Genomic DNA, 25,630 nt, shown 5'->3' with positions numbered 1-25,630 from the left:
TGCCGCTGGCTGCACCTTCATCCTGAAGCCTAGCGAACGCGATCCGTCGGCGTCGCTCTTCATGGCGCGTCTGCTCAAGGAAGCCGGTCTGCCCGATGGCGTGTTCAACGTCGTTCAAGGCGACAAGATCGTGGTCGATGCGCTGCTCGCGCACCGCGACGTGAAGGCCGTGAGCTTCGTCGGCTCCACGCCGATCGCGAACTACATCTACGAAACCGGTGCGAAGCACGGCAAGCGCGTGCAGGCGCTGGGCGGCGCGAAGAATCACATGGTTGTCATGCCCGACGCGGACATCGAGAAGACCGTGGACGCGCTGATCGGCGCCGGCTACGGCTCGGCGGGCGAGCGCTGCATGGCGATCTCGGTCGCAGTGCTGGTGGGCGATGTGGCCGACAAGATCGTGCCGCGGCTGGCCGAGTGCGCGAAGAGCCTCGTCATCAAGAATGGCATGGAACGCGATGCGGAAATGGGCCCGATCGTCACGCGCCAGGCGCTGGAGCGTATCGAAGCCTATATCGCGAGCGGCGTGGAAGAAGGCGCGACGCTCGTGGTGGATGGCCGCGGCCTGAAGGTGCCGGGTCACGAAGAAGGCTTCTTCACGGGCGGCACGCTGTTCGACTACGTCACGCCGGACATGCGCATCTACAAGGAGGAGATTTTCGGCCCGGTGCTGGCCTGCGTGCGCGTGAACGACTTCGCGCAAGCCGTGCAACTGATCAACGATCACGAGTTCGGCAATGGCGTGGCCTGCTTCACGCGTGACGGCAATGTGGCGCGCGAGTTCGGCCGCCAGATCGAAGTGGGCATGGTGGGCATCAATGTGCCGATTCCGGTGCCGATGGCCTGGCACGGTTTCGGCGGCTGGAAGCGCAGCCTGTTCGGCGACATGCACGCTTACGGCGAAGAAGGCGTGCGCTTCTACACGAAGCAGAAGTCGATCATGCAGCGCTGGCCAGAAAGCACCGAAAAGGGGGCGGAATTTACGATGCCGGTAGCGAAATGAGCGGCGGCGCGTCGCTGGAGCGCTTCAGTCCGGTGGTGGCGTAGTAGGGCTTTCGGCGCGCCGTTGTTCAACGGCGCCCGCATTTGAAGAATGCCCCAGTACCCGACATCCTTTGCAGTTAGCGAAGTACTTTGACCATTCCCCAGATGGGGGCAGAGGTTACTGGCCAAGGCGGTTGAGCAGTATCGTCCGCGAGATGCGTTGCCCGCTTGCCGCAGTGAGGCTGTGAGTGTTCGGGCAGCTATTAGAAGCGCATCCGCGCTGTCGAAACTCCACGTTTTTTATGATGAGGCGATTTTGGGCACGCAAGCACAACGGTCACGAAAACTGGTTGTTGGTAACTGGAAAATGCACGGCAGCAGGGAGGACAACGCAAGACGTTTCCTAACGTTACGTGATTCGCTCTCCAGGTCACTGACTGTCCTCGATGTTGCCGTATGCGTGCCGTTTCCCTATATCGGGCAAGCGGAGAGCGAGTTGCAGGAATCCAGTATTGCTTGGGGCGTGCAGGACGTATCAGCTCACCCGGAAGGGGCGTTCACCGGCGAAGTCAGCGCAGCAATGGTCGGGGAGTTCGGCTGTCGATATGTCATTGTCGGACATTCCGAGCGTCGAACCTGCCACGGTGAAGATTCAACCGTGATCGCGGCAAAAGCGAAGCGCGCCATCGGGAGTGGCCTTGCGCCCATCCTCTGTGTCGGTGAGTCCCTGGTTCAGCGTGAGTCAGGGATGACGACACATATCGTTAGCACGCAAATCGGCGAGGTCTTTGATCAACTGAGCGTTGATGAGTGCCGCCAGGTGACCGTCGCGTACGAGCCAGTCTGGGCGATCGGTACGGGTCGAACCGCCACACCATCGGAGGTGCAAATGGTACACGGGCACATTCGACAGGTACTCTCGGAGCGCGATCCATACCTTGCCGCACTACGTCTGCTCTATGGAGGAAGCGTCAAGGCTTCCAATGCGGAGGAGCTCCTATCGTTGAGCGATGTCGATGGCGCCCTCGTCGGCGGTGCTTCTCTGGATGCAGACGAATTTTCCACGATTTGCCTGTTTGCGGAAAAAGCGCCAAAAACGACTGACGGACGCCCCGCGCTTCCCCATGCTTGGAACCTGTGATGCAGCGTGCGAACGGATCTGTACTGATAACGACGCGTCGGTATTCTGGAAAGGACTATTCGCTGCGACAGGTACGCTCAGGCTGATTGATGCAGCTGGCTCATTTCAGTCCTTGTGGTTTCTCACGTTATTGCGAGAAACGTGTCAATGCGGCACTCGAAAGAAGCCAGATTTTTTTAACGAGCAGCTCCACAAGTTTTTTATTGCGCATGGAAATGATCGAGACAGGCCTTCACGACGCCTTTTGCAGTGTCGCCGATATCCCTTCTGAATGTCAAATTTCAGGGCCCCTGCATCAAAGGTTCATTCTGATCGACGGAAAACTGGATGAATGGACAGGCACCACGCGCGCCGTAAAATCCGCGATTGTTGTACGCGGCAAGGACGGAGAGCGCCAGGCGGTCGAGCTGGGGAGTATTCCCGAAGCGGGTCCGCGCGAGGCTATGCAGGCACTCTCAGCCGCGGAGCGTGCGTATGGCAATGGGCGTGGTAAATGGCCGACCATGCGGGTCGCCGAACGCATTGCGTGTGTCGAGAATTTTACACAGCTCATTATTGAACGCCGATCCGACGTAGTCCGTCTCCTGATGTGGGAAATTGGCAAGACGCTGAAGGATTCAGAAAAGGAGTTTGACCGGACGATTTCCTATATCCGCGACACGCTGACGGAGCTCAAGCAACTTGAAAACATGGGGGCACGCCTGGAAGTCGTGGAGGGGACCATCGGACAGATCCGGCGCTCGCCTCTCGGTGTGACCTTGTGCCTTGGGCCGTTTAATTACCCAATGAACGAGACCTTCACGACCCTGATTCCAGCTCTGTTGATGGGTAACACCGTCGTGCTCAAGCCGCCGCGCTTCGGAATCCTACTGTATGCACCCATGATGACAGCGTTTCAGGAGGCCTTTCCGCCGGGCGTAGTGAATTTTGTGTACGGTAAGGGCGCCGAGATCGTCCCGATGCTAATGGCCACCGGCAGGATCAACGTTCTCGCGCTGATTGGATCCAGCCGCGTTGCCGACCAACTTAAGAAGGCACATCCGAAGTCAAACCGGCTGCGCGCTGTGCTTGGCTTGGACGCGAAGAACGCGGCTATTGTGCTGCCGGATGCGGATCTGGACTTGGCAGTCCGCGAATGCGTGGCGGGTGCATTGTCATTCAACGGACAGCGGTGTACTGCCATCAAGATGATCTTGGTACATCGCTCGATCGCGGAAGGATTCGTGCAACGTCTTGCAACGGCAGTCAACCAACTTAAGCGAGGTATGCCATGGCAAGACGGAGTCTCGATCACGCCGCTTCCTGACAAGGCTCGATGCGAATATCTTTCGCGCTGTATCCAGGATGCCGAGGCCCACGGTGCACGCGTGATCAATGATGGAGGAGGAGATTTGTCCGAAACTCTGTTCCACCCCGCGGTCGTCTATCCGGTCACCTCTGAGATGAAGCTGTATCGGGAAGAGCAGTTCGGTCCGGTTGTCCCAGTGGCAACCTTCGACGACGTGGAGGAGGCAATGGACTATGTGACCAGCTCAGATTATGGACAGCAGGTCAGCGTATTCGGTCGAGATGCGATTCGTGTTGCCGGGGTGGTTGATGCGCTCGCGAATCAGGTTTGCCGGATCAATCTCAATACCCAGTGTCAACGCGGTCCGGATGTGTTTCCGTTTGCCGGGCGCAAGGACTCGGCCGAAGGCACGCTCTCTGTGCACGATACCTTAAGAGCATTCTCGATCCGTACGATGGTGTCGATCAGGGACACCGAGCAAGGGAGGGAACTGATCCAGGCGATCTCCGATTCCAACGCCAGTCGTATCATCAATATGCGCTTTACTTTCTGAAAAGACCTCCGAAATCTCAACAAATTCGGCGGCCGGATGATTCGCCTGTCCTTAGACCAAAACGACTCGACCGTGTGCCTCAGATCGAGTGGTAATCATGTAGAGGTGGAATGCAGAATCGCAAAGTACCAGCGAAACGAATGTTGCTCCCTCTTCCGATCGAGTTTGTCCGGCGGGAGTCTCTTGCGGCACATCTCGCGCTTTCGGTTTGCCGCATGGGACAGGGCAACAGACACCAGTTTTATAGGCTTATCCGGACGACTTACCTTTCCTATCTTCTATGGCAGGACGGTTACGGGGACGCCAGCTACGGACAGTACTGCGACGCCGAAGGAGCGTTAGAGAACGCTGCACAGAATGCATATAGCATCGATGAATGGATACTTCTCGATACAGCTGCTTCTGCGACGGGTGAGATCGTGAATATTTTCGACTCGCAATTGGCCGCGGTTTCGCAACGGCGCTATATCGAGAACACAGTAAAGCTCGAACGCCTGCTAATACGGCGATACGAAGACTCTCTGTAGTCGAGTGTTTCGTCGCTGATCCCAATAAAATTTATCGTAGGTTGCGAGATCAATCTAATGGCTGGTAACGGCCTCGGCCCGCTAGTCATAGTTTCGGATTCGGAGCCAGTTTGCAGCACGCAATCGTCCAGACGATAACGTGCCACAAATTCGTGCAATCGCCGGTTAGTTTGACTTATCGGTACTGGCCGGCATATTTGACAACCGTGGCCAAGTTTTCTTTTGTTATGAAGCCGGGTCCTGATCTGATGCCTTTATCGGTGTAGATCGGAGTCAACCCGTATGTTGCTACCCGCTCCTTGAATTTGGCGTTGTTCTGTAGCTCTGCGCGGATCTTGGCTGGGTCTGTTGTATGGTCCTTCTTAGCAATGGCGAGCACAGCAACAGAGACATAGCCCTGAAGATACGGTTGCTGGTCGATGGCGAACTGGATGTCGCCGTCCTGGATTGCCTTGGCGATCTCTTCGGAGAAGTCAAAGGTCGCGAACCAGATTTTCCCCAGTTGACCGCTCTGTTTTAATGCCTTCAGCGTTGGCGAGGCAGAATTTGGACCTAATGTCAGGATACCCTTTGTCCCCGGGTGATTCCGAAGGTATGCACTGACCTTGATCTGGATTTCAGTGGGATCGCTTCCGGAATCCAGCGTCGAAGTTTTCCAGTCGGCGCCGATCCCGTCGGCGAACCCGCGGCATCGATCGAACGAAGTAGGGCTCGTCGCATAGTGATTGACGCACAGGAAAGATGTCACGCCTGCTGCCTTGGCTTTTAGCCCCGCGGCCTTCCCGGCGACATAGTCTGGTTGGCCGATATGCATGATCGCACCAAGCTGCGCGCTCTGCTCGTCAGTGCCGATGTTGATCGTCACGAGGGGAATATGTTTGGCTGTGATCTTGCCGATGGAGCTTTTCAGCACGTCAAAGTCGGCAATTGAGACGATCGCGCCGTCATAGTTTCGCGCGGCAGCCTGTTCGATTAGGCGTGTCATGTCTGCCATGTCGCCGTTGGGCGGATTCCGATATTCCGTCTCGACGTTGAAGTCCTCGTCAGCCTGTCTAACCGCATTTTTGACGGAGTTCCACCAGAGATCAGAGTCTGGAGCGTGGCTGACCAGGACGAAATGGGCATCTGCGGCTCGCGCCGCAGGCGCGGACAGACCGACGGCAAGTACACCGGCGTTTGCCAATGCGATCAGAAGCGTCGCACGGCAGCGCTTCCAGAAGCGATTACTTCTCTCGTGTCCCATCTCGTCTCCGTTGATTTTGTGGTTCTGCGACTTAATTCAAAGATGACCTGAGTGCGCCAGCTGTACCATTCGAAGCCATGACGCGATTGCCTATTGAGGGTCACCGGCCCGCTGGATTCGCGAAATAGCAGGCTTATCAGCCTGAACCGATGATGACGGTTCGAAGCAACGCTTTCGGGAAACGGAAGTACACGATGCAGGGTCGATTGACCAGCTTCAACCATGCGTCATGCACTCGCCACACTCACCGCTGCCAAGAGAGAGCAGCCCGGGCGGGACGCAAGACGGCGTGTATTCCTCCTGTTGTCATCACCGGTCATCTTCGCCTGATCAGTCATTCGGCCGATGACAAAAATGTAGATGATGCACATGTCGCACTCAAACGCAATTTTGAAGAAAAGTCTTCAAAAATCCACCATTTAAGGGTTTTTTCTTAGAAGGAGATGGTGATGGCGTTGCAACATGCACGGTTGCAGCGTTGGCGAATGAAATCATTTGCCGCAGCGGCATTTCGACGCGCCATCGCTCCAGAGCATCGGCTGGATGAGGGGGACACTGCCCGAATCGGCTGAGGTCTACAGATGCAGATTGCTCGTTTCCCTAACAGCTCTGAAGACTTTTCAGCGCTTAATGCAGAGGAAAGGGGAAACACGTCACGAACCGTCAACTCACAGGAGGCAGGTTTTCTTGGATATAGATCGAAATCGGTGTTTGCAATGGAAGGCCCGATGTCGTACCCCGCTTGTAATGTTGAAGAATGACCTCAACCGCTCTCACAGCTTCGACAAAGGGGCTTTGATCGAGGACAGCGTCCATTACGCCCTCAAGAAGTAGGGATCTGCTGATGTCAGTTAGCTCATGTCCGATGAATACAGTAGACTGCTCGCGTTTGGTGGCTCGAAGCGCACGTGCAATACCTTCTTCGCCAACTGAGAGGTTATAAATTCCCCGGAGCTTCGGGTACTTTTTCAGAGCGTCGCGCGTGAGCCGTTCGGTCGAACGCTCGTCCTCGAGATTTTCTACCGTTGCCACAACTTCACATGTGGGAAACCGTCGCCTCAATACGGTACGGAAAGCGCTCTCTCGTTCTTCGTGTCCCAGGTAGGAGCGCAAGCCCGCGATGACGATAGTTTGCCCGCCTTCAGGACCCAGGAATCTACCCATCAGCTCGCCTGCGATCCGTCCGGCGCAACGATTGTCGATTCCGACGTAAGCGAGGCGGCCCGTTCCCGGGAGGTCCGTGGCCAATGTCACAACGGGGATATTCCGGCTGATGCGTGCAACTGCATCAATGACTCGCGGGTGGTCATACGCGACGACGATTAGGGCATCGGCCTTTTCAGATGCTCGCTGAATAACGGAAGTTAGCGAGCGAGGATCCAGATCGGTGAAAAACGTGAGATGACAGGTGACGCGACAAGTCTCGAATGTCTTCTGCGCAAGTTCGAAACCTTGCCGCAGTGCAACGTAGTATGGCGCATCAGGATTCTGTGTAACGATCGCGATCCGCAGCCACCTAACAGAAACCTCGTCCAGCTGCCGGTTCATCTTTAGCTTGCGAGCCCATTCGAGCACCCGGGCTTCCTTCTCGCGCGCCACGCCGCCCCGACCGTTCAGCACCCGCTCCACTGTCGAATAACTGACGCCTGATGCCTTCGCGACGTCTTCCATGGTAGTTTTTTTTTGACCAGTCATCGCAACCTCGCATCTGAGGATTATTTGTCAAAAACAGCGGCAAAGAGAGATTTAACTCACTCAGATTTTACGTGATCAATCGGGATATAGCTCGTCGTGGCAGTTAGTGAATCCCCTGGGGCAGGTGGCTCGCTGACAAGGCACTCGCCGGTGCTGTGCTTGAGCGCGCGGTGCTTTGTCCGCGTGGCGAGTTGCTGGATACAGATGCGAGTCATCAGGTCGACTCGGATTTGTCAACCATCGTCGGAATTGCGTAAGGCGGGCCATGCTTGCGAAATCCGTTGCTCTGGACCGGAGGGAACAGTTGCCGGCCGTTATGCATCGCGGTAACGGCGATCGCATTCGGTCCAGCGAAAACCCGGGGAGCGAGTGCCGCGGCAAGTGTCCGACGGCTCGTCGGCTTGCTGGAATTTTGTTTTTGAGCCGCTAATGTGCTGAGTGATTCATTCAATTGATGAATTGGGTCACCGGATGCGGATTGTAGGATCATTCTCCGCGTATCGAGATTAGATTGTCGTACCTGAAAAAAGCGGTGCGACATACAATTTGAAGTCGCACCGGTACGCGCCTCTCGCAGCAGCGTGAAATCGTAACTCGGGAGTCCGTTTGTTTAGAACGAATGCTCGATGCCCGCGTACACTCCTGTCTGGCTATGTCCGGGCAGAGGATTTCCAGTCGCCACACTGGTTCCAGGATTGTTTGCATCCAGACTGAAATTCGCTCCCTTGCTGTTGCGGATCGTGGCGACCTGGCAATCGAGAAGCGTACGTTTTGACAGGTTGTACGATCCGCCTACCGAGTAGATCGTTGCGTTACCTGCTCCGTTATTGCCATTGGCGTGGTATACCGCGCCAATGAGTGCTGCGGCCGGAGTCGCTTGCCAGGTTACACCGCCCCATTCGTGATCAAGCGCGGTGGGCTGCCCCGGCAGCACGCCCGTCGCTCCGGAAGAACGAAGTGCTTCGAACGAACCCTGGATCTTGAATTGACCGAGAAAGACGTTGATCATCGCAGCATAGTGGCGCGATGACTGGAAGACGCCGCCCGCGGTATTGCTTGCGTTGACCAAGCCAGGCTGGGCACCGTAGAGTAGGCCTGTGCTGGCGTTACGGATCTCGTCGTAGAGTCCGCGGATCTGGAAGAGCGCTGAACTGTACGTAATCTGTGCACCGTCTTGGCGACCTTGCGGTGTGCTGCCGTTACCGTTCCAGCTCGTCGAGTTTGACAGCGAGTATTGGCCGTAGAAATCGAGGCCGTAGAACTTCGGCGACTGATAGGAAATGTTGTTGCTGGAGGACGGCCAGGTTCTTCCTCGCACTAGCGATCCGGAAGACCAGGTCGACTGGCCAAACGGGTCAAAATCCCACACACCATTCGAGATGAAGAGTTCCTGGCCAAGCAGGAACGTACCGTAGTTGTCGTTGGCGAGGCCGACCGTCGCCCATCGGTTGAAGATCTCGCCGGTGCCCGGACCGTTGCCGTTCATCGCATTGAAGCCCCCTTCAAGCTGGAACAGCGCCTTGTTGCCTCCACCAAGATCCTCAACACCCTTCAAGCCCCACAGGCTGGTACCCCAGTCTCCACCCTCTGCGCGAAATCGATGCGTGGAGCTGGTTGCCTGGCCAGCCGCATTCGGACTGGACGGCAAGCCGCTCATGTATTCCAGCCCCGCGTCGAGGCGACCATACAGCGTCACGCTACTCTGAGCACTTGCCGCAGCACAGGCGGTCATAATTGAAATTGCGAGAAAGCTCTTCTTCATCATCTCCTCCAGATTTATGATTTCTTAAAGCTGCGTGAATCGACTTGTGGAATACACGCGTACAAAATCTCCCGTTTCGGGGATTGGTGCGTCCGTGAAAAGCCGGCAGTGCGAACTATATTTATCGATTATTGTTCGATGATCTATTGTTTAAATATTTCCCCCGCAGGCTATGGATTAACGTATTCGCTGTATTCGCGTTCGCCATCCGTAGACAACGCACGCAAGTCTCCGGTGAAAAAATCGATATGGGCACAAGACCCATATCGTCCCCAGGGTAATGGAGAAAAACGCCGGTGGAGACCGGTGTCCTGTTGACCCGACAGCATAACGTTGTCACGCTGATTCTTTCGTCGGATCTATCGAATTGTGACCTCGGCCTCGGCGCGCAAGCTGGTCGATTGTCACGATGCGATGTCGAATAATGTGTTGAATTTCTAACTGTTGCAAATTTCAGAATGAATTAATTTTGCAAAAAATAAGGCGTTAAAAGAAATAAGGTGAAATGTATAAAAGCTATCTAATCGTGATTTAGTCGTCTGTCTGCGACGAGTGATGGAAATGTAGTTGAATGAATCCTCCCCCTCAAACAAAAACTTGAGGAATACTCTTCAAAAAATGGCTGACCAAGGGTTTTCGCCTACGAGCCGGAAACGGATTTGGCGCATAAAGAACATGCTTAAGTTAAGTGAATGCTTCAATGAGCAGATTGCGCCGGACTAGTGAAGCCGGCTCGCGCTTGGCAACACGCAATGTCGCACATCACTTTTGAGGACTTTTTGTCAAAAAAGCAATTGAGTGGTTTAGTTCCATCAATTACATTGCAGCCAGCAATGCTTCGACCGACGAAAGCACCTGAGCGCACTATGTGCGGTCCAAGAGTTAAAAAGGCAAATCCGTAATCGGAGGAGACAAGATGAGTCAGAGTCTGGTTGTATTCCAGTCATTGTGGTCGATGGAGCGTCGCCACTCGGATGGCTGGGAGCGTTCGCTGGAGGAGAACGCGCAAATGATCGCGGCCGCGGGCTTCGATGGAATTAGCGCGCACTATACGAACCGCGCGTACGTTCGGCGTCTCGCTGAACTGCGTTCAGACTTCAAGCTGGATGCAGAGGGGCAGTGTTTCCCACGCACTGTCGACGACCTCAAACCTGTACTCGAGAATGCCACCGAATTCGGCCTTCATCATCTGGATATTCAGGCAGACATTCGTCCGCGAACGGTCAAGGAGTGCGTCGAATTGCTCGATGGCTGGCAACGTCTGATCGACCAGGTGGACTTCCCGGTGTATCTGGAAACGCACCGGGACCGAATGACGACCGACCTGCTTTTCACACTTGATCTGCTCGATGCGCGGCCGGATCTGAAATTGCTTGGTGATCTTTCGCATTACCTCGTCGGTCGGGAATTCGCTTGGCCGGTTTCGGCAGAGAATCACGCGCTGATGCATCGCATTCTCGACAGTTCATGGGCTTTCCATGGTCGGGTAGCAAGTCGCGAACAGGTTCAGATTGAGATTTCGTTTGCGCCACACCGGATGTGGGTTGACCTCTTTCTCGAGTGGTGGCGCTATGGCTTCGCATCATGGAAAAAACGCGCCGGGGAAAATGATTCGCTTGCGTTTGTCTGCGAGTTGGGACCCAAGCCCTACGCCATCATTGGCCGCGACGGCAACGATACGACAGATCGCTGGGCGGAATCATTGTTGCTGCGAGACTGGGCGAGAGAGCTCTGGGCCGAAGTGTGTGTGGAACAGGCGTCGACGGACGCGAGTGCTGTTAAACAGGTAACGCTTTAAGGAAGGATTTGTCGATGAAGACCAAAGCAGCAGTGGCTTGGAAAGCAGGTGCGCCGTTGACGATCGAGGAAGTAGACCTCGAGGGACCGCGCGCGGGTGAAGTGCTGATTGAAGTGAAGGCAACGGGTATCTGCCACACCGACTACTACACGCTTTCCGGCGCGGACCCAGAGGGCATTTTCCCGGCAATTCTTGGTCATGAGGGCGCCGGCGTGATCGTGGACACGGGACCAGGCGTAGGTACGCTGAAGAAGGGTGATCACGTGATTCCGCTTTACACACCGGAATGCCGTCAGTGCAAGTTCTGTCTCTCGCGCAAGACCAACCTGTGCCAGAAGATCCGCGCGACTCAGGGCAAAGGGCTGATGCCAGACGCGACCTCCCGTTTCTCGATGGACGGCAAGCCGCTCTTTCACTACATGGGCACGTCAACATTCTCGAACTACATCGTCGTGCCGGAAATCGCGGTCGCGAAGGTGCGTGAAGATGCGCCCTTTGACAAGATCTGTTACATCGGCTGCGGCGTGACGACTGGTGTCGGAGCAGTGGTGTATTCGGCAAAAGTGGAGGCGGGTGCGAACGTCGTGGTATTCGGTCTCGGCGGTATCGGACTGAACGTGATCCAGGGCGCAAAAATGGTCGGCGCGGACAAGATCATCGGTGTCGATATCAATCCGGGTCGCGTCGAACTGGCGAAGAAGTTCGGCATGACCCACTTCATCAACCCGAAGGAAGTCGAGAACGTCGTTGATCAGATCGTGCAACTAACGGATGGTGGCGCCGACTATTCGTTCGAGTGCGTCGGCAACACGAAGCTGATGCGTCAGGCGCTTGAATGCACGCACAAGGGCTGGGGACAATCGTTCATCATCGGTGTTGCCGCAGCAGGCGAGGAAATCAGCACCCGTCCGTTCCAGCTGGTGACCGGGCGGGAATGGAAGGGTTCTGCGTTCGGGGGAGCGCGCGGCCGCACGGATGTTCCGAAGATCGTCGACTGGTACATGGAAGGAAAGATCAATATCGATGATCTGATCACACATCATCTGAAGCTCGATCAGATCAATGAAGGCTTTGATCTGATGAAGAAGGGCGAGTCGATCCGTTCTGTCGTGCTCTACTGAGGATACGCCGATGCCCGAAATCGTCTCCTCGCACTGCTGTTACGGCGGTGAGCAACGCTTTTACCGACACGACTCGTCCCTTATCGGCTTGCCAATGAAGTTCTCCGTCTATCTGCCTCCTCAGGCGAGACACGGGAAGGTTCCGGCGCTGTTCTACCTCGCTGGGCTGACCTGCACGGAAGAAACTTTCGCGATCAAGGCCGGGGCGCAGCAGTACGCGGCCCAGCGCGGTATTGCGCTGATCGCGCCGGACACCAGTCCGCGTGGCGCGGGCGTGCCGGGCGAAAGCGAAGCATGGGACTTCGGCGTCGGCGCTGGCTTCTACGTTGATGCGACCGAGGCGCTGTGGTCGAAGCATTACCGGATGTACTCGTATGTGCGCGACGAGCTGCGCGATGCTGTGCTCGCGAATCTGCCGGTGGACGGCGCGCGCCTAGGCATCTTCGGGCATTCGATGGGCGGTCACGGCGCGCTGATGCTCGCGCTGCGCAATCCGGAGATTTACCGCTCGGTGTCGGCATTCGCGCCGATCGCCGCGCCGACGCGTTGCCCATGGGGCGAAAAGGCGTTCGGCGGCTATCTCGGCGACGACCGCGAAGCATGGAAGCAGTACGACGCGAGCGAGCTGGTCGCGCGCGCATCGCGGAAATTTGCCGAGGGCATTCTGGTGGATCAGGGACTCGCGGATCAGTTCCTCGCCGAGCAATTGAATCCGGATGTGTTCGAAGCGGCGTGCAAGGCCGCCGGTCAGCCGCTGACGCTGCGGCGTCATGCAGGTTACGACCACGGCTATTACTTCATTTCGACGTTCATCGAGGACCATCTCTCGCATCACGCGCAAGCGCTAGGGTGCTAGGCGCTGTTGCTCAGGTTTGCCGGCGTTGCCCATTGGCACGTCGGCTTTTCTTTGGCGCTCGATGACCTGAGCGAATACCCTACGTCCACTCACAGAAACGGAGTGGGCCGGCCAGAAGCATGTGCAGCAGCCGGCCAAAGCGACATTCCCGCATCCGCTCCCGCGCAATACCCTCAACGTCCAGTGTCGCTGATTGACCGATCCTCCGGCGAGGGAGGCGCTTTCGCTTTTCAACTGTCAGAAAATCACTCAATGAGTAACATTTCCGCTGCGGATACAGATGCAACGTCGGCAATTGTTGACGAAAGGAATCTCCCCGACGTCTCGCCGCTACTCAGCCACGAAGCAGTCGATCTGCTGCTGGGAGCGCATCTGGCATTCGTTGCCTGCCGGACAGGGCACGGCAATCAGCACCTGTTGTACAGGATCGCCTATGCCGTATATCTGTCGTACCTTCTCTGGTCGGAAGGATTCGCCGTCGCAGATGCAAATTTCTATCTGCGCGCCGAACGTGAACTGGAGGCTGCATCTAGGCGGGGTTATGAGTCAGGTCAGTGGACAGTGTCAGCTAGCGCTGAAGATGCATTCTGCCAATTCCTACGCATTTTCGACCAGCAGCTTGAAACGACGAATGCTGAAATATTGGGTCGTGCAAAAACCAGGCTCGATCAGATTTTCAGGGTTGCTCGCGATGGACTCAAGAAATGACAGTCCCCTGTCTGGTCCCACCGAATTCTGTCAAGGCGCCACTCCCAGAACGCGCGCCGCTGACCATCTCGCCTGTCCCCTCTCTGCTGCCGTACGGTGATCCATGACGATCCGCGTTAGCCTGTGGGTCTCAGCGGTTTAGCGCTGGCTGCCGCGTGATTTGCCTTGCGGCAATGATCGCATCAGTGTCACCGTCAACCCTCCCTGCCATTTTTGGCCGCCGCCTCTCCGCGAGCCTCCGGCACTCGATCAGATGGATATCCACCCTCGGGCGCCACAGGCGTACAGACTGTATTCCGGTCTTCGAATTTCGGGCTAGCACAGACATTCGACCGGTGCATGAGGCGATCGACCGCGCCGGCGACTAGGCATAAACCCTTGGCCGTACCGCTTTTGAGGAAATGTCTTCAGAATTTCGTTTGAGAGACTGGTTTCTTGCAACTACCATCAATCGGACAAGAACGAAGGATTGGATGCTGACTGAACGGGTTCACTCACGGCTGCGACAAACGTCCCGCATGCGAGGTCTGTCGGAAACGGAAATCCTCACATTCCCACCATCGGCGTAATGGTGACAGCCTGCGGGGATTTACTTCGACCATGCTGTGAGTCCCTGCGACCAGAGCCATCTGAGTGCACTGGACGTTTCGGACGGCAGCAGGTATGCAGGGCGATATTCGGCTTTCCCGAGCGTGCGTTACAGCATTCATTCCGATCGGTCTCGATACAAATAACTGGAGACTCAGATGAACAGAATGAAGAAACTTGCGTGCTCGATCGCTTTGGCTACTTTGTCCGTGACGACGTCGGCGGCCTATGCTGCGACGATCGGTGTGACGATGAATCGCTTCAATGACACCTTCGCAGCTCTTTTGCGAAACAGCATGAAGCAGGAGGGTGTCGCGAAGGGAGTGAACGTCGAATTCGAAGACGCGCAACTGGATATCGGTCGCCAGATATCTCAGATTCAAAACTTCATCGCTGAAAAAGTGGACGCCATAGTGGTTAGCCTCGTGGACACTGACGTCAGCCCGAAAATCACAAAAATGGCGGCTGCAGCTGGCATCCCCCTCGTGTATGTCAACCTGAAGCCATCTGACCGGACGTTGCCGCCCAAAGTGACTTTCGTCGGTTCGAAAGAATCCGAAGCCGGTAGCCTCGAAATGACAGATGTCTGTCGGATGCTTGGCGGCAAGGGGAATGTGGTGATTCTGATGGGCGATCTGTCTCATCAGGCGACCCGTGAGCGCACCCAGAGCGCCGAAGAGGTTACCTCTACGCCGGCCTGCAAGAACATCAAGGTCGTGGACAAACAGAGTGCGAAGTGGTCACGGACTGCTGCGCAGGACTTGACCACCAACTGGCTCAGCAGTGGCATTCAGTTCAACGCTGTGGTTGCTAACAACGATGAGATGGCGTTGGGAGCCATCCAGGCGCTGAAGTCGGCCAAGCGGCTAAACGGCACGATTGTGGCCGGTATCGATGCAACCAATGATGCCCTTGCAGCGATGAAGACGGGTGATCTGAAAGTTACTGTTTTCCAGGATGCGGGTGGCCAGGGAAGAGGCGCGATCGACGCCGCGTTGAAACTTGCGCGCGGGGAAAGCGTACCTCCTGCAACCTATCTGCCATTTCAGCTTGTCACGCCAGCAGATCTGAAACAGTTCGAAGGCCGGAACTGATCGACTCGCCACTGGCGGATTTGCCGCGACCAGAAATGAGATAAAACGCGTCATTGTTGAAATAGTTTCTGATACTAAATGATACGTTTTGAAATCGAACACGCAGTATTCGATGGAGTGAATCGGCCCATCGATCTACAGTTTGTCACAGGGAAACGACGCGCCTCGATCTCCGAGTGCGATGAATGAAAAGGTGGAGACTATGGATGATCTGAAATTTGGTACGCGAAACAAGCGTGGTGATTGGGCGCCAGCTGAGCGGCTCGATGTTGCACCATTCTGGAACTGGCCTCTGAGCATCGGCAAGCTTTTCAGCTATGTCGTTGGCTACATCTGGCCGTGGAATCTGTTCATCATGGCCACAACGGTTCTCTGGTGGTACTTCGTCGTGCCTGACATGACGACGATGAAGACTATCGCGTGGCCCTGGGTTGTCAAGCTGCTTGCGGCTAACTGGATCGGCAACTTCCTGTTTTACGGCTTTATCGAATTGCGGTACTACGGCAAGCGTGTGCAGGAGCGCCGGTTTAAATACAACACCAAATTCCCTGCGGAGCAGCCGTCCGACGTCTTCATGTTCCGCAGTCAGAACATCGACAATTTTATCCGTAGCTTCTTCGTGTCGATTCCGATCGGTACTGCGATCGAAGTGGGCCTGCTCTGGGCCTTTGCGAACGGTTTTACACCGATGGTCACGTGGCAGGCGCATCCGGGCTACCTCATTTTCCTGACGTTGGTCGCACCGATCGTTCATGAAGTGCATTTCTACTTCATCCACCGTGCCATCCACTGGGGACCGTTGTACAAGTGGGTTCATTCGGTCCATCACAACTCGGTGAATCCCTCGCCGTGGTCGTCGATGTCGATGCACCCAGTCGAGTCCACGCTGTACTTCGGTGTCGCGTTCTGGGTTCTGGCTGTTCCGTCGCATCCTTTCATCGCGGTGTACTTTTTCCACCTCGCTGCTTTCGGTGCCGTGGTCGGTCATATCGGATTCGACAAGCTTGAACTGACTGAAGACGTAGCTCAATCGAGCCATGCATACGCCCACTATCTGCATCACAAGTTTTTCGAAGTGAACTACTGCGACAACGGCTTTTTCCCGCTCGATAGATGGTTTGGCTCGTGGCACGACGGTTCACCTGAAGGCGAGCGCCGGATGCAGGAGCGCTTTGCAAAGAAGAAGGCTCGCCTGAACGCTGGCTGATGGCCAGTTGATCTAAGCGGCGCCAACAATGAAAAGGTCTGGTGCGTCATTCGACGCGCCGGATCAGATTCCGGAGACAAGGAGCAACATCATGGCTCAATGGGTTAACGCCTGTGCAGCTGACGATATCGAAGTCGAAAGCGCAATCCGTTTTGATCACGCCGGACGAACGTTCGCGATCTATCGCAGCCCGGACGACGAATACTTCTGCACTGATGGCCTGTGCACGCATGAATCGGTGCACCTCGCCGAAGGGCTGGTCATGGACTACGTGGTCGAGTGTCCGAAGCATAGCGGCGAATTTGACTATCGATCCGGCGAGGCTGTGCGCGCACCTGCCTGCCGGAACCTGAAGACCTACCCGGCCAAATCGGAAGACGGTCGGGTTTTTATCGAGGTCTAACGTGACAGCCATGGTCATTATCGGCGCCGGTGAATGCGGCGCGCGCGCCGCGTTTGCGTTGCGGGAATCTGGTTGGGACGGTCGGATTGTTCTGATCGGCAATGAGCCGGGTGTGCCGTACGAGCGTCCACCCCTCTCAAAGCCGACAGAGACAGGTGTCTGTCACCGGCCCGTTTGCGACGATGCCCGCCTGAGCGACGCGAAGATCGAATACCTCTGCGGTGTCGAAGTTGAAAGACTGGATCGCTCAGCCAAACGCGTGCGGCTGTCCGACGGAGTTGAGATTGAATATGACAAGCTCCTGCTCGCCACGGGCGCGCGGGCGCGGGCGCTGACATGCGCGGGCGGCGAGCGTGCGCTACTGTTCAGGACGTTGAACGACGCGCAGCGTCTGTACGGTGCGATCGGGAATGCGCGTCACGTTGCGCTGATCGGTGCTGGATTGATCGGGATGGAACTCGCGGCCACGATGCGCACCGCCGGCATCGACGTCACGGTGATCGAGGCGGCGCCGCGTCCGCTCGGTCGTGCGGTACCCGCAACGCTTGCGGACAGGCTACTCGCCAGGCATCTTGAAGAGGGCGTCAAGTTTCGGTTCAACGCTGCTGTGTCGACGATCGAGGATGACAAGGTCATTCTGACGGACGGAACGACTGTTCCAGCCGAAGTTGTTGTGGCGGCGATTGGTGTCGTGCCTGAGACGGCGCTTGCCGAACAGGCTGGCTTGATCACGGACAATGGCATCGTGGTCAATCATCGGCTTGCTACGTCGGATCCGGATATCTACGCGGCCGGCGATTGTGCGCGCGCTCCATCGCGGTATGCGGCTGGAGGATCATTGCGACTGGAGAGTTGGCGAAACGCGCAGGATCAGGGTTTGCACGCTGCGAAGAGCATGTTGGGACATGACATGGCATTCGATGCAGTGCCATGGTTCTGGTCCGATCAGTACGATCTCGGGCTGCAGATAGCGGGCATTCCAGACCCAGCACTATCGAATGTAGTTCGCCGCCTCACGGACGATTCCGAAGTGCTGTTTCAGATTGGTGGGGACGGGCGCCTGCTGTCTGCGAGTGGACTGGGAAGAGGGCACGGTGTTGCGAAAGAGATCAAGCTGGCTGAGATGCTGATTGCGCGCGGCGCGAGTCCATCGCCGGCCTCTCTCCAGGATCCGTCAGTCAATCTGAAAAGCCTTCTTCGAGCGACGGCGTCCTGAACTTCTGCCGCGTGACAGCCGTGTTTCAGGTGTCAGCGCGACGGTTTGCAGATCTGTTATCGATCTAGGCCGGCAGTAACCGCAGGGGCCGCTTTATGAGCGGCCCTTTCGCCATGGAGTTGAGCGTTGGCATCCGCTCGGCGACTGCTATGCTAGGCTTGCACTGCCCGTAGTTGAGCCACATGTGATTAAGCGGTTTTCATAACGAGAGTGTGATGGTGCCTGAGAGATACCATCAAATGTTTTCTGATGTGTAGACCTCAAATGGGACGACAGCGGCGTATCGTCCCATTTCGTTTCCGGCCTTTCTGGCGCGGATCATTGCGACAATCGCCTCGTTTGCGATTGTCTGGAAAGGATGGGAAATCACCATGGTCAAGGTGCCATCAAGCAGCCCGCTCTTCGTTGTCTCCATGAGATCATGGCCAACAGTGATGAGTTTTCTTTCGTGGTTGCCAGCTCTCAGGGCAGCCAGAACGCCCCCGATGCCACCCCCGGATACGTAAATCCCCTTCAGGTCGGGGTGCTCGCGCAAAAGCGTCTCTGTCAGTTCACGTGCGATCGTATCCGATTCGAATGTCGAGATGGGTTCAAGCAGCGTAAATTCGGCTGCAAGTTCACGGAAATACGAACGAAATCCGCTTTCGTACAGATCGTGACACCGGTAGCGATGAGTTCCAACAAGAATGCCGATCTTGCCGGGCGATTTGCACATGTGGTCAAACGCCCAGGCGGCTGTGCGTCCCACCTTCCAGCTGTCCAGGCCCACATAGCAGACCTGAGAATGGGCCGAAAGCGATGAGATCAACGCAACGACCGGTAGCCCCTGCGACGAGAGCCGATCGATCGCATCAACGACTAGGGGATGCTCGGCTGCGAGGACTGTAATTCCGTCCACTTTTGAGGAAATCTCGAGCATCTTCGAGGACACCTGTTCGGGCGACAGGTCTTCAAGAAGCTCTACCTGCAGGAGGATCTGACTCTCCGTGTGCGACTCGGCTGCAGCTTTGAGCGAGCGCGCCACGACCGCAGAGAACGCCTTGTTCGGCGACTGGATTACCACGCCAAAGCGAAATTTCTCGCGAGCGGCCGCGACCCGGTGTTGAAGCGCTCCGAGGCCGTAGAAACCCACCTGCTCGGCGGCCTCCAGCACCCTGTGCATGGTCTGTTCCTTGACTTGACCAGATCCCCCGATGACTCGGTTGATGGTCGCGACGGACACGCCTGCTGCGGATGCGAGGTCTTTGATTGTTGGGCGCCCCATGGTCAACCTCGTGACAAAACTTCCTGCAACTCGTACAGAGTGCTTGCACTGTTCCTCGTCATTCGACCGTTCATCATGGATCGCGAGGGACAAGGATAGCGACCATTATTCCGGAAAACGTCATAGGCAGGTGATCACTGGCGCAGTTGTATGCTGTCCGCCGGCAATCTCCCCATCTCCGTCTAGGATATGTCGCGCGGGAGGAAATGGACGAAGACGAAGTGCTCGCGCGAGGGGCGGTTGCCTGGGGGCAATCGTGCCCGAGCCGTTTCAGGGCTTCGCTGCAGAAGGGTGATTGATTCGTGGCGCCCCTTAATAGACAACGTCGGCGCGATCCGGTTGCAGTGCGACAGAGGTGGAGCAGGCGTCGCACTGCAGCAATACTGCATCGCCCAGCGCTAGGTCGTTGGTTGAAGCATCCACTCGTGGGCCGGATCATTTTTGAAAGCCCACGCGCGGCTTGGACCAGCCATCACATTCAGGTAGTACAGATCGTAGCCGTGAGGCGCGACTACCGGATGGTAGCCGCGCGGCACCATTACGACGTCGCCGTCTTCGACGACGCAAGCCTCGTCGAGGCTTCGGTCGTCGGTATAAACGCGTTGGAAGGCGAAGCCTTGTGGCGGATTGATCCGGTGATAGTAGGTTTCCTCGAGGACAGTTTCGTTCGGGGCAGAATCCGTGTCGTGCTTATGCGGCGGATAGCTGCTCGAGTGACTCGCCGGCGTAATGACTTCAACGACCAGCAGGCGGTCAGCTGCGTCATTGTCACCCATCAGGATGTCGCACACATACCGTCTGTTTGAGCCCTCGCCTCGCGCCGTTCGACGCATGTTCGAGCCGTCGAGTCGCTTAACCACCTTGCGACCGCTGGAGTAGGGCGCTGTGCACAGCGCAACTTCAGCGTCGCGCGTAGCCGTAAGTGTGACCGTCCTGTCTCCGGGAACGTACAGTGCGTCCGGCGACACGTCGTCGAAAACGCGATCGCGCGAGCCGAGTCCCTCAAAAATCTCGGCGCCGACTTCGGCACGTACGGTCCCGGTCAGAACAACCACACAGAGCTCGCGCGTACCGGTGTGGACCGTCTCGGATTCGTTGGCCTTCAATCGCAGTGCACGAAAGCCAACGTGCGTCCACCCTGCGGATTCCGGAGTGACGTTGCAGATTTCCCGGTCGGCGGATGCCTTGACCAGCAACGGAGAGATCGTCATGGCTTCCTCGCCAAGTCGTTGTTCATGATCTTGCGACCGCCGACCCGGTCGACAAGCGTACGTAGCGTCTCGTAACCTTTCTTCGCATATTCGTAGCTCGGAGCAACCGCAGGGTCTTGTTCCGCTTCGACGACAAGCCAGCCCTCGTAGTTCGCGTCCCTGAGCATTTGAAGCAGGGTCTCGTAGTCGAGCGCGCCATCGCCCGGAACAGTGAAGGTGCCATTGATGACACCATTCAGGAAACTCCAGCTGTCGTTGCGCGCCTTTGCGATTACCTGTGGTCGCACGTCTTTGCAATGCACGTGGACGACCCGCGCGACATGCTTTTTGAGGAGGGCCGCAGGATCGGATGCGCCGCCGAAATAGGCATGGCCGGTGTCAAACAGCAGGAACACCTTGTCCGCATCGGTGAGCTCCATCAGGCGGTCGACGTCCTGCGGGGATTCGACGTACGCACCCATGTGATGGTGATAGGCCAGCTTGATGCCGTACGTTTCGACTAGGTGCTCGCCGAACGCGTTCAGGCGAGCCGCATAGCGGCGCCAGGCATCGTCACTTTCGAATCGCGGACGCTTGGAGAGTGGCGATTCGATATTGCCTTGAATTGTTCCAGCGCATTCGCCGTAGACCACGACTTTCACGTCGTTGTACTGCAGCTTCGCGAGGTGTTCGCGGCATCTGTCGATCTCGGCAGCGACTGCGGATTCGTCGCTCTGTCGAGGTTCGACTTCGGCAAGGAAACCCGAATACCAGCCGGACACGCAGACGAGCCCGAACTCGGCCAGCTTTTCTTTCAACGCGGGTCCCGTTTTCGGAAATTTGTTGCCCAGTTCGAAGCCCTCGTAGCCTATTTCGGCTCCTTCCTTCAGGGCTGTTTCAAGCGGCGTCTCGCCGCCAAGCGACGGCAGGTCGTCGTTCATCCAGGATAGCGGATTGATACCGATGCGAACTTTCCAGCTCATGACGATGATCCTTGTTTGATGTTGGCTTGCATTGGCAATCTGGTCAGCGCCATTGCCTGGTCTTCTTGTCGAGGTATGCGCGGTGCGCCGCCTGCACGTCGGCGCGCGCAGACTCTTCCGGAACAGCCACTTCCCACCATGCACCGCCGTCTTCCGTCGTACGGGTGTGGGTCGTGTTGATAACTAGGACCTGACTCTTCTTCGCGCTGCGCGCCCGTTGCATTTCGCTGCGCAATTCCAGAACGTCCGCGACATGGACGGCTTCCGCTCCCACCGAGCGAGCGTGCATCGCGAAGTCGATAGTGGAGCGCTCACCATCTTCGGGTACGCAGTCGTCCAGCATGTTGTTAAAGCTGGCGCCGCCGCATTTGAGCTGCAGTCTTTCGATACAGCCATAGCCGCGGTTGTCCAGGATAACAACGATGATTTTCCGACCGAGCATGACGGATGTCGCAAGCTCGGCATTCAGCATCATGTAAGAGCCGTCACCCACGATCACGACCACCTCGCGATCAGGCCGGGCGAGCTTGACCCCCAGGCCGCCTGCGATCTCGTAACCCATGCACGAGTAGGCGTAGTCCATGTGATAGTTGCCTGGAAGGCCGCTGCGCCAGAGCTTGTGAAGTTCGGCCGGGAGCGTGCCTGCGGCGCAGACGACGACATCGTTGAGCGCACTGTCGAGCCCCACGTCAGATGCTGATTCGCGCACCGCGCCGATTACCTCGGCATCGTAGGGTAGGGTGTTCCTGGGTACCTGTAACGTCAGTTCGGTCACGCGAGCGCTCCAGGCGCTTGCCCAGTCACCGCAGTTGGCAGTCCAGGTCAGGTCAACGCGCCAGCCGTTCAACGCGGACGACACCTGGTTGAGGCCTGTGCGGGCGTCTGCTACCAGTTGTTGGCCGCGCTTCTTTCCTGCATCAAAAGGCTGCACATTGAGGCTCAGCAGCTTCGCGTGACCAAAGAGCGCGTGTGAACCAGTCGTGAAATCCTGCAGTCGCGTGCCGACCGCGAAAACCACATCGCACTGTTCTGCAGCACGATTTGCCGCGGGCGATCCTGTCACGCCGATGGAGCCGAGGTTCAGCGGGTGATCCCATGCAAGGCTTCCCTTGCCGGCCTGGGACTCTGCCACCGGTACGCCATGCGTCTCCGCGAACGCGCGGAGCGCGTCCCACGCCTGGCTGTAAAGGACACCGCCTCCTGCAACGATCAGCGGCTTTCTGGCCGACCTGATCAATTCGACTGCGGCCGCCAGTTCGACCGAGTCGGGAGGTGACCTGCGGAAGCGGATGACAGGTGGCTGGAAGAATTCTTCGGGCCAGTCGTAGGCGAAAGTCTGTACATCCTGCGGCAACGCGAGGCAGACCGGACCACACTGCGCCGGATCGGTCATCACCTGGATGGCCCGGGGAAGTGCTACCAGCAACTGGGCCGGTGACGTAATCCGGTCGAAAAAGCGAGTGACCGGACGGAAGCAATCATTCGCGCTGACATCACCCTCGTCGAAGCTCTCGACCTGCTGCAGAACCGGGTCGGGCAGGCGGGATTCAAAGACGTCGCCGGGGAGCAGCAGCAGCGGTAACCGTCCCACATGCGCGAGCGCGGCCGAGGTGACCATGTTGGTCGCACCCGGGCCGATGCTCGACGTTACTGCCATCATGCGCTGCCGGAAGTTCGCCTTCGCAAAAGCGATTGCTGCATTGGCCATTCCTTGCTCGTTATGGGCACGGAAGGTCGGAAGTTGCTCCCTTTGTGCGTGGAGCGCCTCGCCCAGACCGGCGACGTTACCGTGTCCGAAAATGGCAAACACGCCGCCGCAGTATGGCAAAAGTTCGGTGCGGCCGTCCGGCTGAAGGACCTCTGCGCGCAGCGCAGACAGATAGCGAACCAGCGCCTGGCTCACGGTGAGTCTTATGGTTGGTTTCATTGGCGATCCCATCGTTTCATTTTGTTCGCGCGATTCATGCAGCGTGGCGGTCCATCCATGCATCGACCAGCTGGGAGAAATTGCCGGCCACTTCATCGACAAATGCCTGATCATCGGATTGGCCTCGCAGCCATTTCAGCGATGCATCCGCCCACAGCGTTCGACCGACCATAAAACCCTTGACGATGGGGTTGGTCGCCGAGCGGAAACTGTCTACGAGATATTGAAGCGGCTGGTTGAGCCCGAGGATCACGGCGCCCCGGCAATACGGATCGCGCTCAGCAATCAGGGCGGAAAGTTTCGCCCAACCATCTCCGCTCATCGGCGCAAGCTTCCACCACTCCGGACGGACCCCGAGGTTGTAGAAACGTGAGACGGAGCGCAGGACTGCGTCGTCGTCCGTTCCGGCGGGCGTTACCGCACGGGGTGGGATCAGTTCGAGAAGCAGCTCATTCCCGCTTTGCCGCGTCGCTTCCCACAGCTCGAGCACCCGTTGTTCCTGGTCAAGACGCAGCTCGACCGGGTCGTCCGGGTGGTAATGCACCAGGCACTTGACCACCTGTTCGGTCGGCCAGTCGACCAGCGCCGAACCTACGGATCGGGTCTGGTCAAACCGGAGAGGACGGGACCCAGGTAGTTCCACAGGTCGGCCAACCCACCAGCCGCGTCCGGTCGCGGAGGCAAGCGCATCCCGGCCGTATGCGCCGCCGTCAATCAGTACGCCGACATGACCCGAGATTCCGCGGCTTTGCTCAACCTTTTCCGCCGCCTGAACGAGCATGCGCTTCAACGTCCTGATCTGGGATTCGTCGGCACCGGCTTCGACGGAGAGATCGTAGAACTGGCTGCGATGGTCAAAAGCCATGACGCAGAGTTCATTCCATTCCTGGCGGGCGGTTGTAACGCGATGCAGGTGGGCGAGGTCCTGATCTGCGTCGACTTCCGGATTCCGGCTGCCACCAAACCAGTGATCGAGTTCCGCGGGGGTCGGCATGGCTGCGGAGCATGCATGTCGCGATACGACGATCGCTCCGCAAGCATTCGCGATGCGCGTAGACTCGGCCCAGTCGCGTCCGCGTAGCAAACCGGAGAGGAGGCCAGACAGAAATGCGTCACCAGCACCCAGCACGTTAAGCACCTCGACGCGTTCACCGTGATAGGTTGGGGCATCGTCGATGCGGTCGGGAATATCGCCTTCGATTACGCAACAGCCCAATGCGCCTCGTTTGACCACAAGCGTCCCGGCTGTGATCTGCCTGACCTTACGCAGCGATCCGATCAGATCATGCGGAACGCCGCCGGCGATTAAAAATTCCTCTTCAGTACCGACGAGAAGGTCGAACTGGCCGAGTACTTCCTGAAGCTGACGTGTTACGCGTTCGTCGGGGACGTAACGGTTCTCGCCCGCCCCGCGGCTTGTCAGGCCCCAGAGAACGGGCCGGTAATCGATGTCCAGAACCCGAACCACACCATGGCGACGGGCATAGCTCAAAGCGGTCAGGGACGCTTCCCGGGTCGTCGGCGTCGACAGATGGGTACCAGTGATCGCGAGCGCGCGGCAGCCAGCAAGATACTCCTCGCTGATCTCGTCGGCACGGACCGCCATGTCAGCGCAATTTTCGCGGACGAATAGGAGGGGGAACGTGTCGCGATCTTTCAATCCGAGAAGTACAAACGCGGTCAGCCTTTCCGGGTCGGTCTGCAACTGGCTGGTGTCGCAGCCCTCCCGTTCGAGTGTTTCCCGGATGAATTGCCCCATCTGCTCATCGCCCACGCGCGAAATCATTGCGGTCTTAAGGCCAAGCCGCGCAACGCCAAATGCAACGTTTCCCGATGATCCGCCGAGGTACATCTGGAAGGTGCGCGCGTCCTCCAAGCGGCTGCCGAACTGCTGTGCATACAGATCTACAGCGACGCGCCCCAGACAGGCGAGATCGATGCGGCGGTCAGTTGGAAAGTTGAACAGGTTCATATCGGTCTTCACGTAGGCAGGCGGCGCACCGCGACGTCAGCAAATTGAGAACAAGGTCACGAATTTTCGTCAGACATCCTTCTCAGTCTGACAAAGACAAGTGTCCGGAA

19 protein-coding genes are annotated in these 25,630 nt (G+C 57.3%); 11 read left to right on the top strand and 8 right to left on the bottom strand.

The window, feature by feature from the left end; all coding sequences use genetic code 11:
* The 3 genes from mmsA to U5782_RS25935 form a co-directional block, all read left to right on the top strand.
* A partial coding sequence (mmsA, locus tag U5782_RS25945; protein ID WP_322046749.1) for a CoA-acylating methylmalonate-semialdehyde dehydrogenase occupies positions 1-1,003 on the top strand: 1,003 nt, incomplete at its 5' end.
* Positions 1,004-1,300: 297 nt separating this feature from the next.
* Positions 1,301-2,125 carry a triose-phosphate isomerase gene (gene tpiA / locus U5782_RS25940; protein WP_322046762.1) on the top strand — a complete coding sequence of 275 codons (825 nt, stop codon included), beginning with the start codon at positions 1,301-1,303 and terminating at the stop codon, positions 2,123-2,125.
* Between the two features lie 215 nt (positions 2,126-2,340).
* Positions 2,341-3,966: an NADP-dependent glyceraldehyde-3-phosphate dehydrogenase gene (locus U5782_RS25935; RefSeq protein ID WP_322046761.1), complete on the top strand. Its 1,626-nt coding sequence runs from the start codon at positions 2,341-2,343 to the stop codon at positions 3,964-3,966.
* A 702-nt stretch (positions 3,967-4,668) separates the two neighbouring features.
* On the opposite strand, the gene U5782_RS25930 is transcribed toward U5782_RS25935, so the two are convergent.
* From U5782_RS25930 to U5782_RS25920, 3 genes are all read right to left on the bottom strand, one after another.
* Positions 4,669-5,736 (bottom strand): sugar ABC transporter substrate-binding protein, encoded by a 1,068-nt coding sequence (locus U5782_RS25930; RefSeq protein ID WP_322046748.1) that lies wholly within the window; start codon positions 5,734-5,736, stop codon positions 4,669-4,671.
* Positions 5,737-6,399: 663 nt separating this feature from the next.
* A complete protein-coding gene (locus U5782_RS25925; protein WP_322046747.1) occupies positions 6,400-7,431 on the bottom strand; it encodes a LacI family DNA-binding transcriptional regulator in 1,032 nt (343 codons plus the stop codon).
* Positions 7,432-8,041: 610 nt separating this feature from the next.
* Positions 8,042-9,193, bottom strand: coding sequence for a porin (locus U5782_RS25920; protein WP_322046760.1), 1,152 nt, complete (start codon positions 9,191-9,193; stop codon positions 8,042-8,044).
* A 916-nt stretch (positions 9,194-10,109) separates the two neighbouring features.
* Here U5782_RS25920 and U5782_RS25915 point away from each other — a divergent pair.
* The 8 genes from U5782_RS25915 (at position 10,110) to U5782_RS25880 (ending at position 18,184) form a co-directional block, all read left to right on the top strand.
* A complete protein-coding gene (locus tag U5782_RS25915) occupies positions 10,110-10,991 on the top strand; it encodes a sugar phosphate isomerase/epimerase (RefSeq protein WP_322046746.1) in 882 nt (293 codons plus the stop codon).
* Positions 10,992-11,005: 14 nt separating this feature from the next.
* Positions 11,006-12,112, top strand: a complete 1,107-nt coding sequence (locus U5782_RS25910; protein ID WP_322046745.1) for an S-(hydroxymethyl)glutathione dehydrogenase/class III alcohol dehydrogenase — start codon at positions 11,006-11,008, stop codon at positions 12,110-12,112.
* 10 nt (positions 12,113-12,122) lie between these two features.
* Positions 12,123-12,968, top strand: a complete 846-nt coding sequence (fghA, locus tag U5782_RS25905) for an S-formylglutathione hydrolase (protein WP_322046744.1) — start codon at positions 12,123-12,125, stop codon at positions 12,966-12,968.
* 252 nt (positions 12,969-13,220) lie between these two features.
* Entirely contained in the window at positions 13,221-13,676 is a 456-nt protein-coding gene (locus U5782_RS25900) for a hypothetical protein (RefSeq protein WP_322046743.1), read from the top strand.
* 755 nt (positions 13,677-14,431) lie between these two features.
* A complete protein-coding gene (locus tag U5782_RS25895; protein ID WP_322046759.1) occupies positions 14,432-15,358 on the top strand; it encodes a sugar ABC transporter substrate-binding protein in 927 nt (308 codons plus the stop codon).
* A gap of 202 nt (positions 15,359-15,560) precedes the next feature.
* The gene (locus U5782_RS25890) at positions 15,561-16,565 is read left to right on the top strand and encodes a sterol desaturase family protein (protein ID WP_322046742.1); all 1,005 of its coding nucleotides are present in this window, start codon (positions 15,561-15,563) and stop codon (positions 16,563-16,565) included.
* Positions 16,566-16,656: 91 nt separating this feature from the next.
* The gene (locus U5782_RS25885) at positions 16,657-16,968 is read left to right on the top strand and encodes a MocE family 2Fe-2S type ferredoxin (RefSeq protein ID WP_322046758.1); all 312 of its coding nucleotides are present in this window, start codon (positions 16,657-16,659) and stop codon (positions 16,966-16,968) included.
* Positions 16,969-16,978: 10 nt separating this feature from the next.
* Complete coding sequence (locus U5782_RS25880; protein ID WP_322046757.1) at positions 16,979-18,184, top strand: NAD(P)/FAD-dependent oxidoreductase; 1,206 nt, start codon at positions 16,979-16,981, stop codon at positions 18,182-18,184.
* Between the two features lie 235 nt (positions 18,185-18,419).
* Here the strand turns inward: U5782_RS25880 and U5782_RS25875 are convergent, their stop codons facing one another.
* The 5 genes from U5782_RS25875 to U5782_RS25855 form a co-directional block, all read right to left on the bottom strand.
* Positions 18,420-19,448 carry a LacI family DNA-binding transcriptional regulator gene (locus tag U5782_RS25875; protein WP_322046741.1) on the bottom strand — a complete coding sequence of 343 codons (1,029 nt, stop codon included), beginning with the start codon at positions 19,446-19,448 and terminating at the stop codon, positions 18,420-18,422.
* A gap of 398 nt (positions 19,449-19,846) precedes the next feature.
* Positions 19,847-20,659, bottom strand: a complete 813-nt coding sequence (iolB, locus tag U5782_RS25870; RefSeq protein WP_322046740.1) for a 5-deoxy-glucuronate isomerase — start codon at positions 20,657-20,659, stop codon at positions 19,847-19,849.
* Positions 20,656-21,621 (bottom strand): myo-inosose-2 dehydratase, encoded by a 966-nt coding sequence (gene iolE / locus U5782_RS25865; RefSeq protein WP_322046739.1) that lies wholly within the window; start codon positions 21,619-21,621, stop codon positions 20,656-20,658. The genes iolB and iolE overlap by 4 nt, the downstream gene beginning before the upstream one ends.
* Before the next feature lie 43 nt (positions 21,622-21,664).
* Positions 21,665-23,548: a 3D-(3,5/4)-trihydroxycyclohexane-1,2-dione acylhydrolase (decyclizing) gene (gene iolD, locus U5782_RS25860; protein WP_322046756.1), complete on the bottom strand. Its 1,884-nt coding sequence runs from the start codon at positions 23,546-23,548 to the stop codon at positions 21,665-21,667.
* A gap of 34 nt (positions 23,549-23,582) precedes the next feature.
* Positions 23,583-25,520, bottom strand: coding sequence for a bifunctional 5-dehydro-2-deoxygluconokinase/5-dehydro-2-deoxyphosphogluconate aldolase (locus tag U5782_RS25855; protein ID WP_322046738.1), 1,938 nt, complete (start codon positions 25,518-25,520; stop codon positions 23,583-23,585).
* Positions 25,521-25,630 lie beyond the last annotated feature (110 nt).

Origin of the sequence: Paraburkholderia sp. J67 (assembly GCF_905220265.1) — a bacterium.
Lineage (GTDB): Bacteria > Pseudomonadota > Gammaproteobacteria > Burkholderiales > Burkholderiaceae > Paraburkholderia.
Note: the sequence above shows the minus strand (reverse complement) of the source record. Positions and strands in the feature narration are given on the sequence as shown.

What these genes read in the sequence shown, in the direction of transcription:
- U5782_RS25935 (WP_322046761.1), top strand. Translation starts at nt 2,341, where the DNA reads ATGATCGAGACAGGCCTTCACGACGCCTTTTGCAGTGTCGCCGATATC.
- fghA (WP_322046744.1), top strand. Translation starts at nt 12,123, where the DNA reads ATGCCCGAAATCGTCTCCTCGCACTGCTGTTACGGCGGTGAGCAACGC.
- U5782_RS25925 (WP_322046747.1), bottom strand. Translation starts at nt 7,431, where the DNA reads ATGACTGGTCAAAAAAAAACTACCATGGAAGACGTCGCGAAGGCATCA.
- U5782_RS25930 (WP_322046748.1), bottom strand. Translation starts at nt 5,736, where the DNA reads ATGGGACACGAGAGAAGTAATCGCTTCTGGAAGCGCTGCCGTGCGACG.
- U5782_RS25875 (WP_322046741.1), bottom strand. Translation starts at nt 19,448, where the DNA reads ATGGGGCGCCCAACAATCAAAGACCTCGCATCCGCAGCAGGCGTGTCC.
- U5782_RS25880 (WP_322046757.1), top strand. Translation starts at nt 16,979, where the DNA reads ATGGTCATTATCGGCGCCGGTGAATGCGGCGCGCGCGCCGCGTTTGCG.
- U5782_RS25895 (WP_322046759.1), top strand. Translation starts at nt 14,432, where the DNA reads ATGAAGAAACTTGCGTGCTCGATCGCTTTGGCTACTTTGTCCGTGACG.
- U5782_RS25900 (WP_322046743.1), top strand. Translation starts at nt 13,221, where the DNA reads ATGAGTAACATTTCCGCTGCGGATACAGATGCAACGTCGGCAATTGTT.
- iolD (WP_322046756.1), bottom strand. Translation starts at nt 23,548, where the DNA reads ATGAAACCAACCATAAGACTCACCGTGAGCCAGGCGCTGGTTCGCTAT.
- U5782_RS25890 (WP_322046742.1), top strand. Translation starts at nt 15,561, where the DNA reads ATGGATGATCTGAAATTTGGTACGCGAAACAAGCGTGGTGATTGGGCG.
- U5782_RS25920 (WP_322046760.1), bottom strand. Translation starts at nt 9,193, where the DNA reads ATGAAGAAGAGCTTTCTCGCAATTTCAATTATGACCGCCTGTGCTGCG.
- U5782_RS25855 (WP_322046738.1), bottom strand. Translation starts at nt 25,520, where the DNA reads ATGAACCTGTTCAACTTTCCAACTGACCGCCGCATCGATCTCGCCTGT.
- U5782_RS25910 (WP_322046745.1), top strand. Translation starts at nt 11,006, where the DNA reads ATGAAGACCAAAGCAGCAGTGGCTTGGAAAGCAGGTGCGCCGTTGACG.
- iolE (WP_322046739.1), bottom strand. Translation starts at nt 21,621, where the DNA reads ATGAGCTGGAAAGTTCGCATCGGTATCAATCCGCTATCCTGGATGAAC.
- U5782_RS25915 (WP_322046746.1), top strand. Translation starts at nt 10,110, where the DNA reads ATGAGTCAGAGTCTGGTTGTATTCCAGTCATTGTGGTCGATGGAGCGT.
- iolB (WP_322046740.1), bottom strand. Translation starts at nt 20,659, where the DNA reads ATGACGATCTCTCCGTTGCTGGTCAAGGCATCCGCCGACCGGGAAATC.
- U5782_RS25885 (WP_322046758.1), top strand. Translation starts at nt 16,657, where the DNA reads ATGGCTCAATGGGTTAACGCCTGTGCAGCTGACGATATCGAAGTCGAA.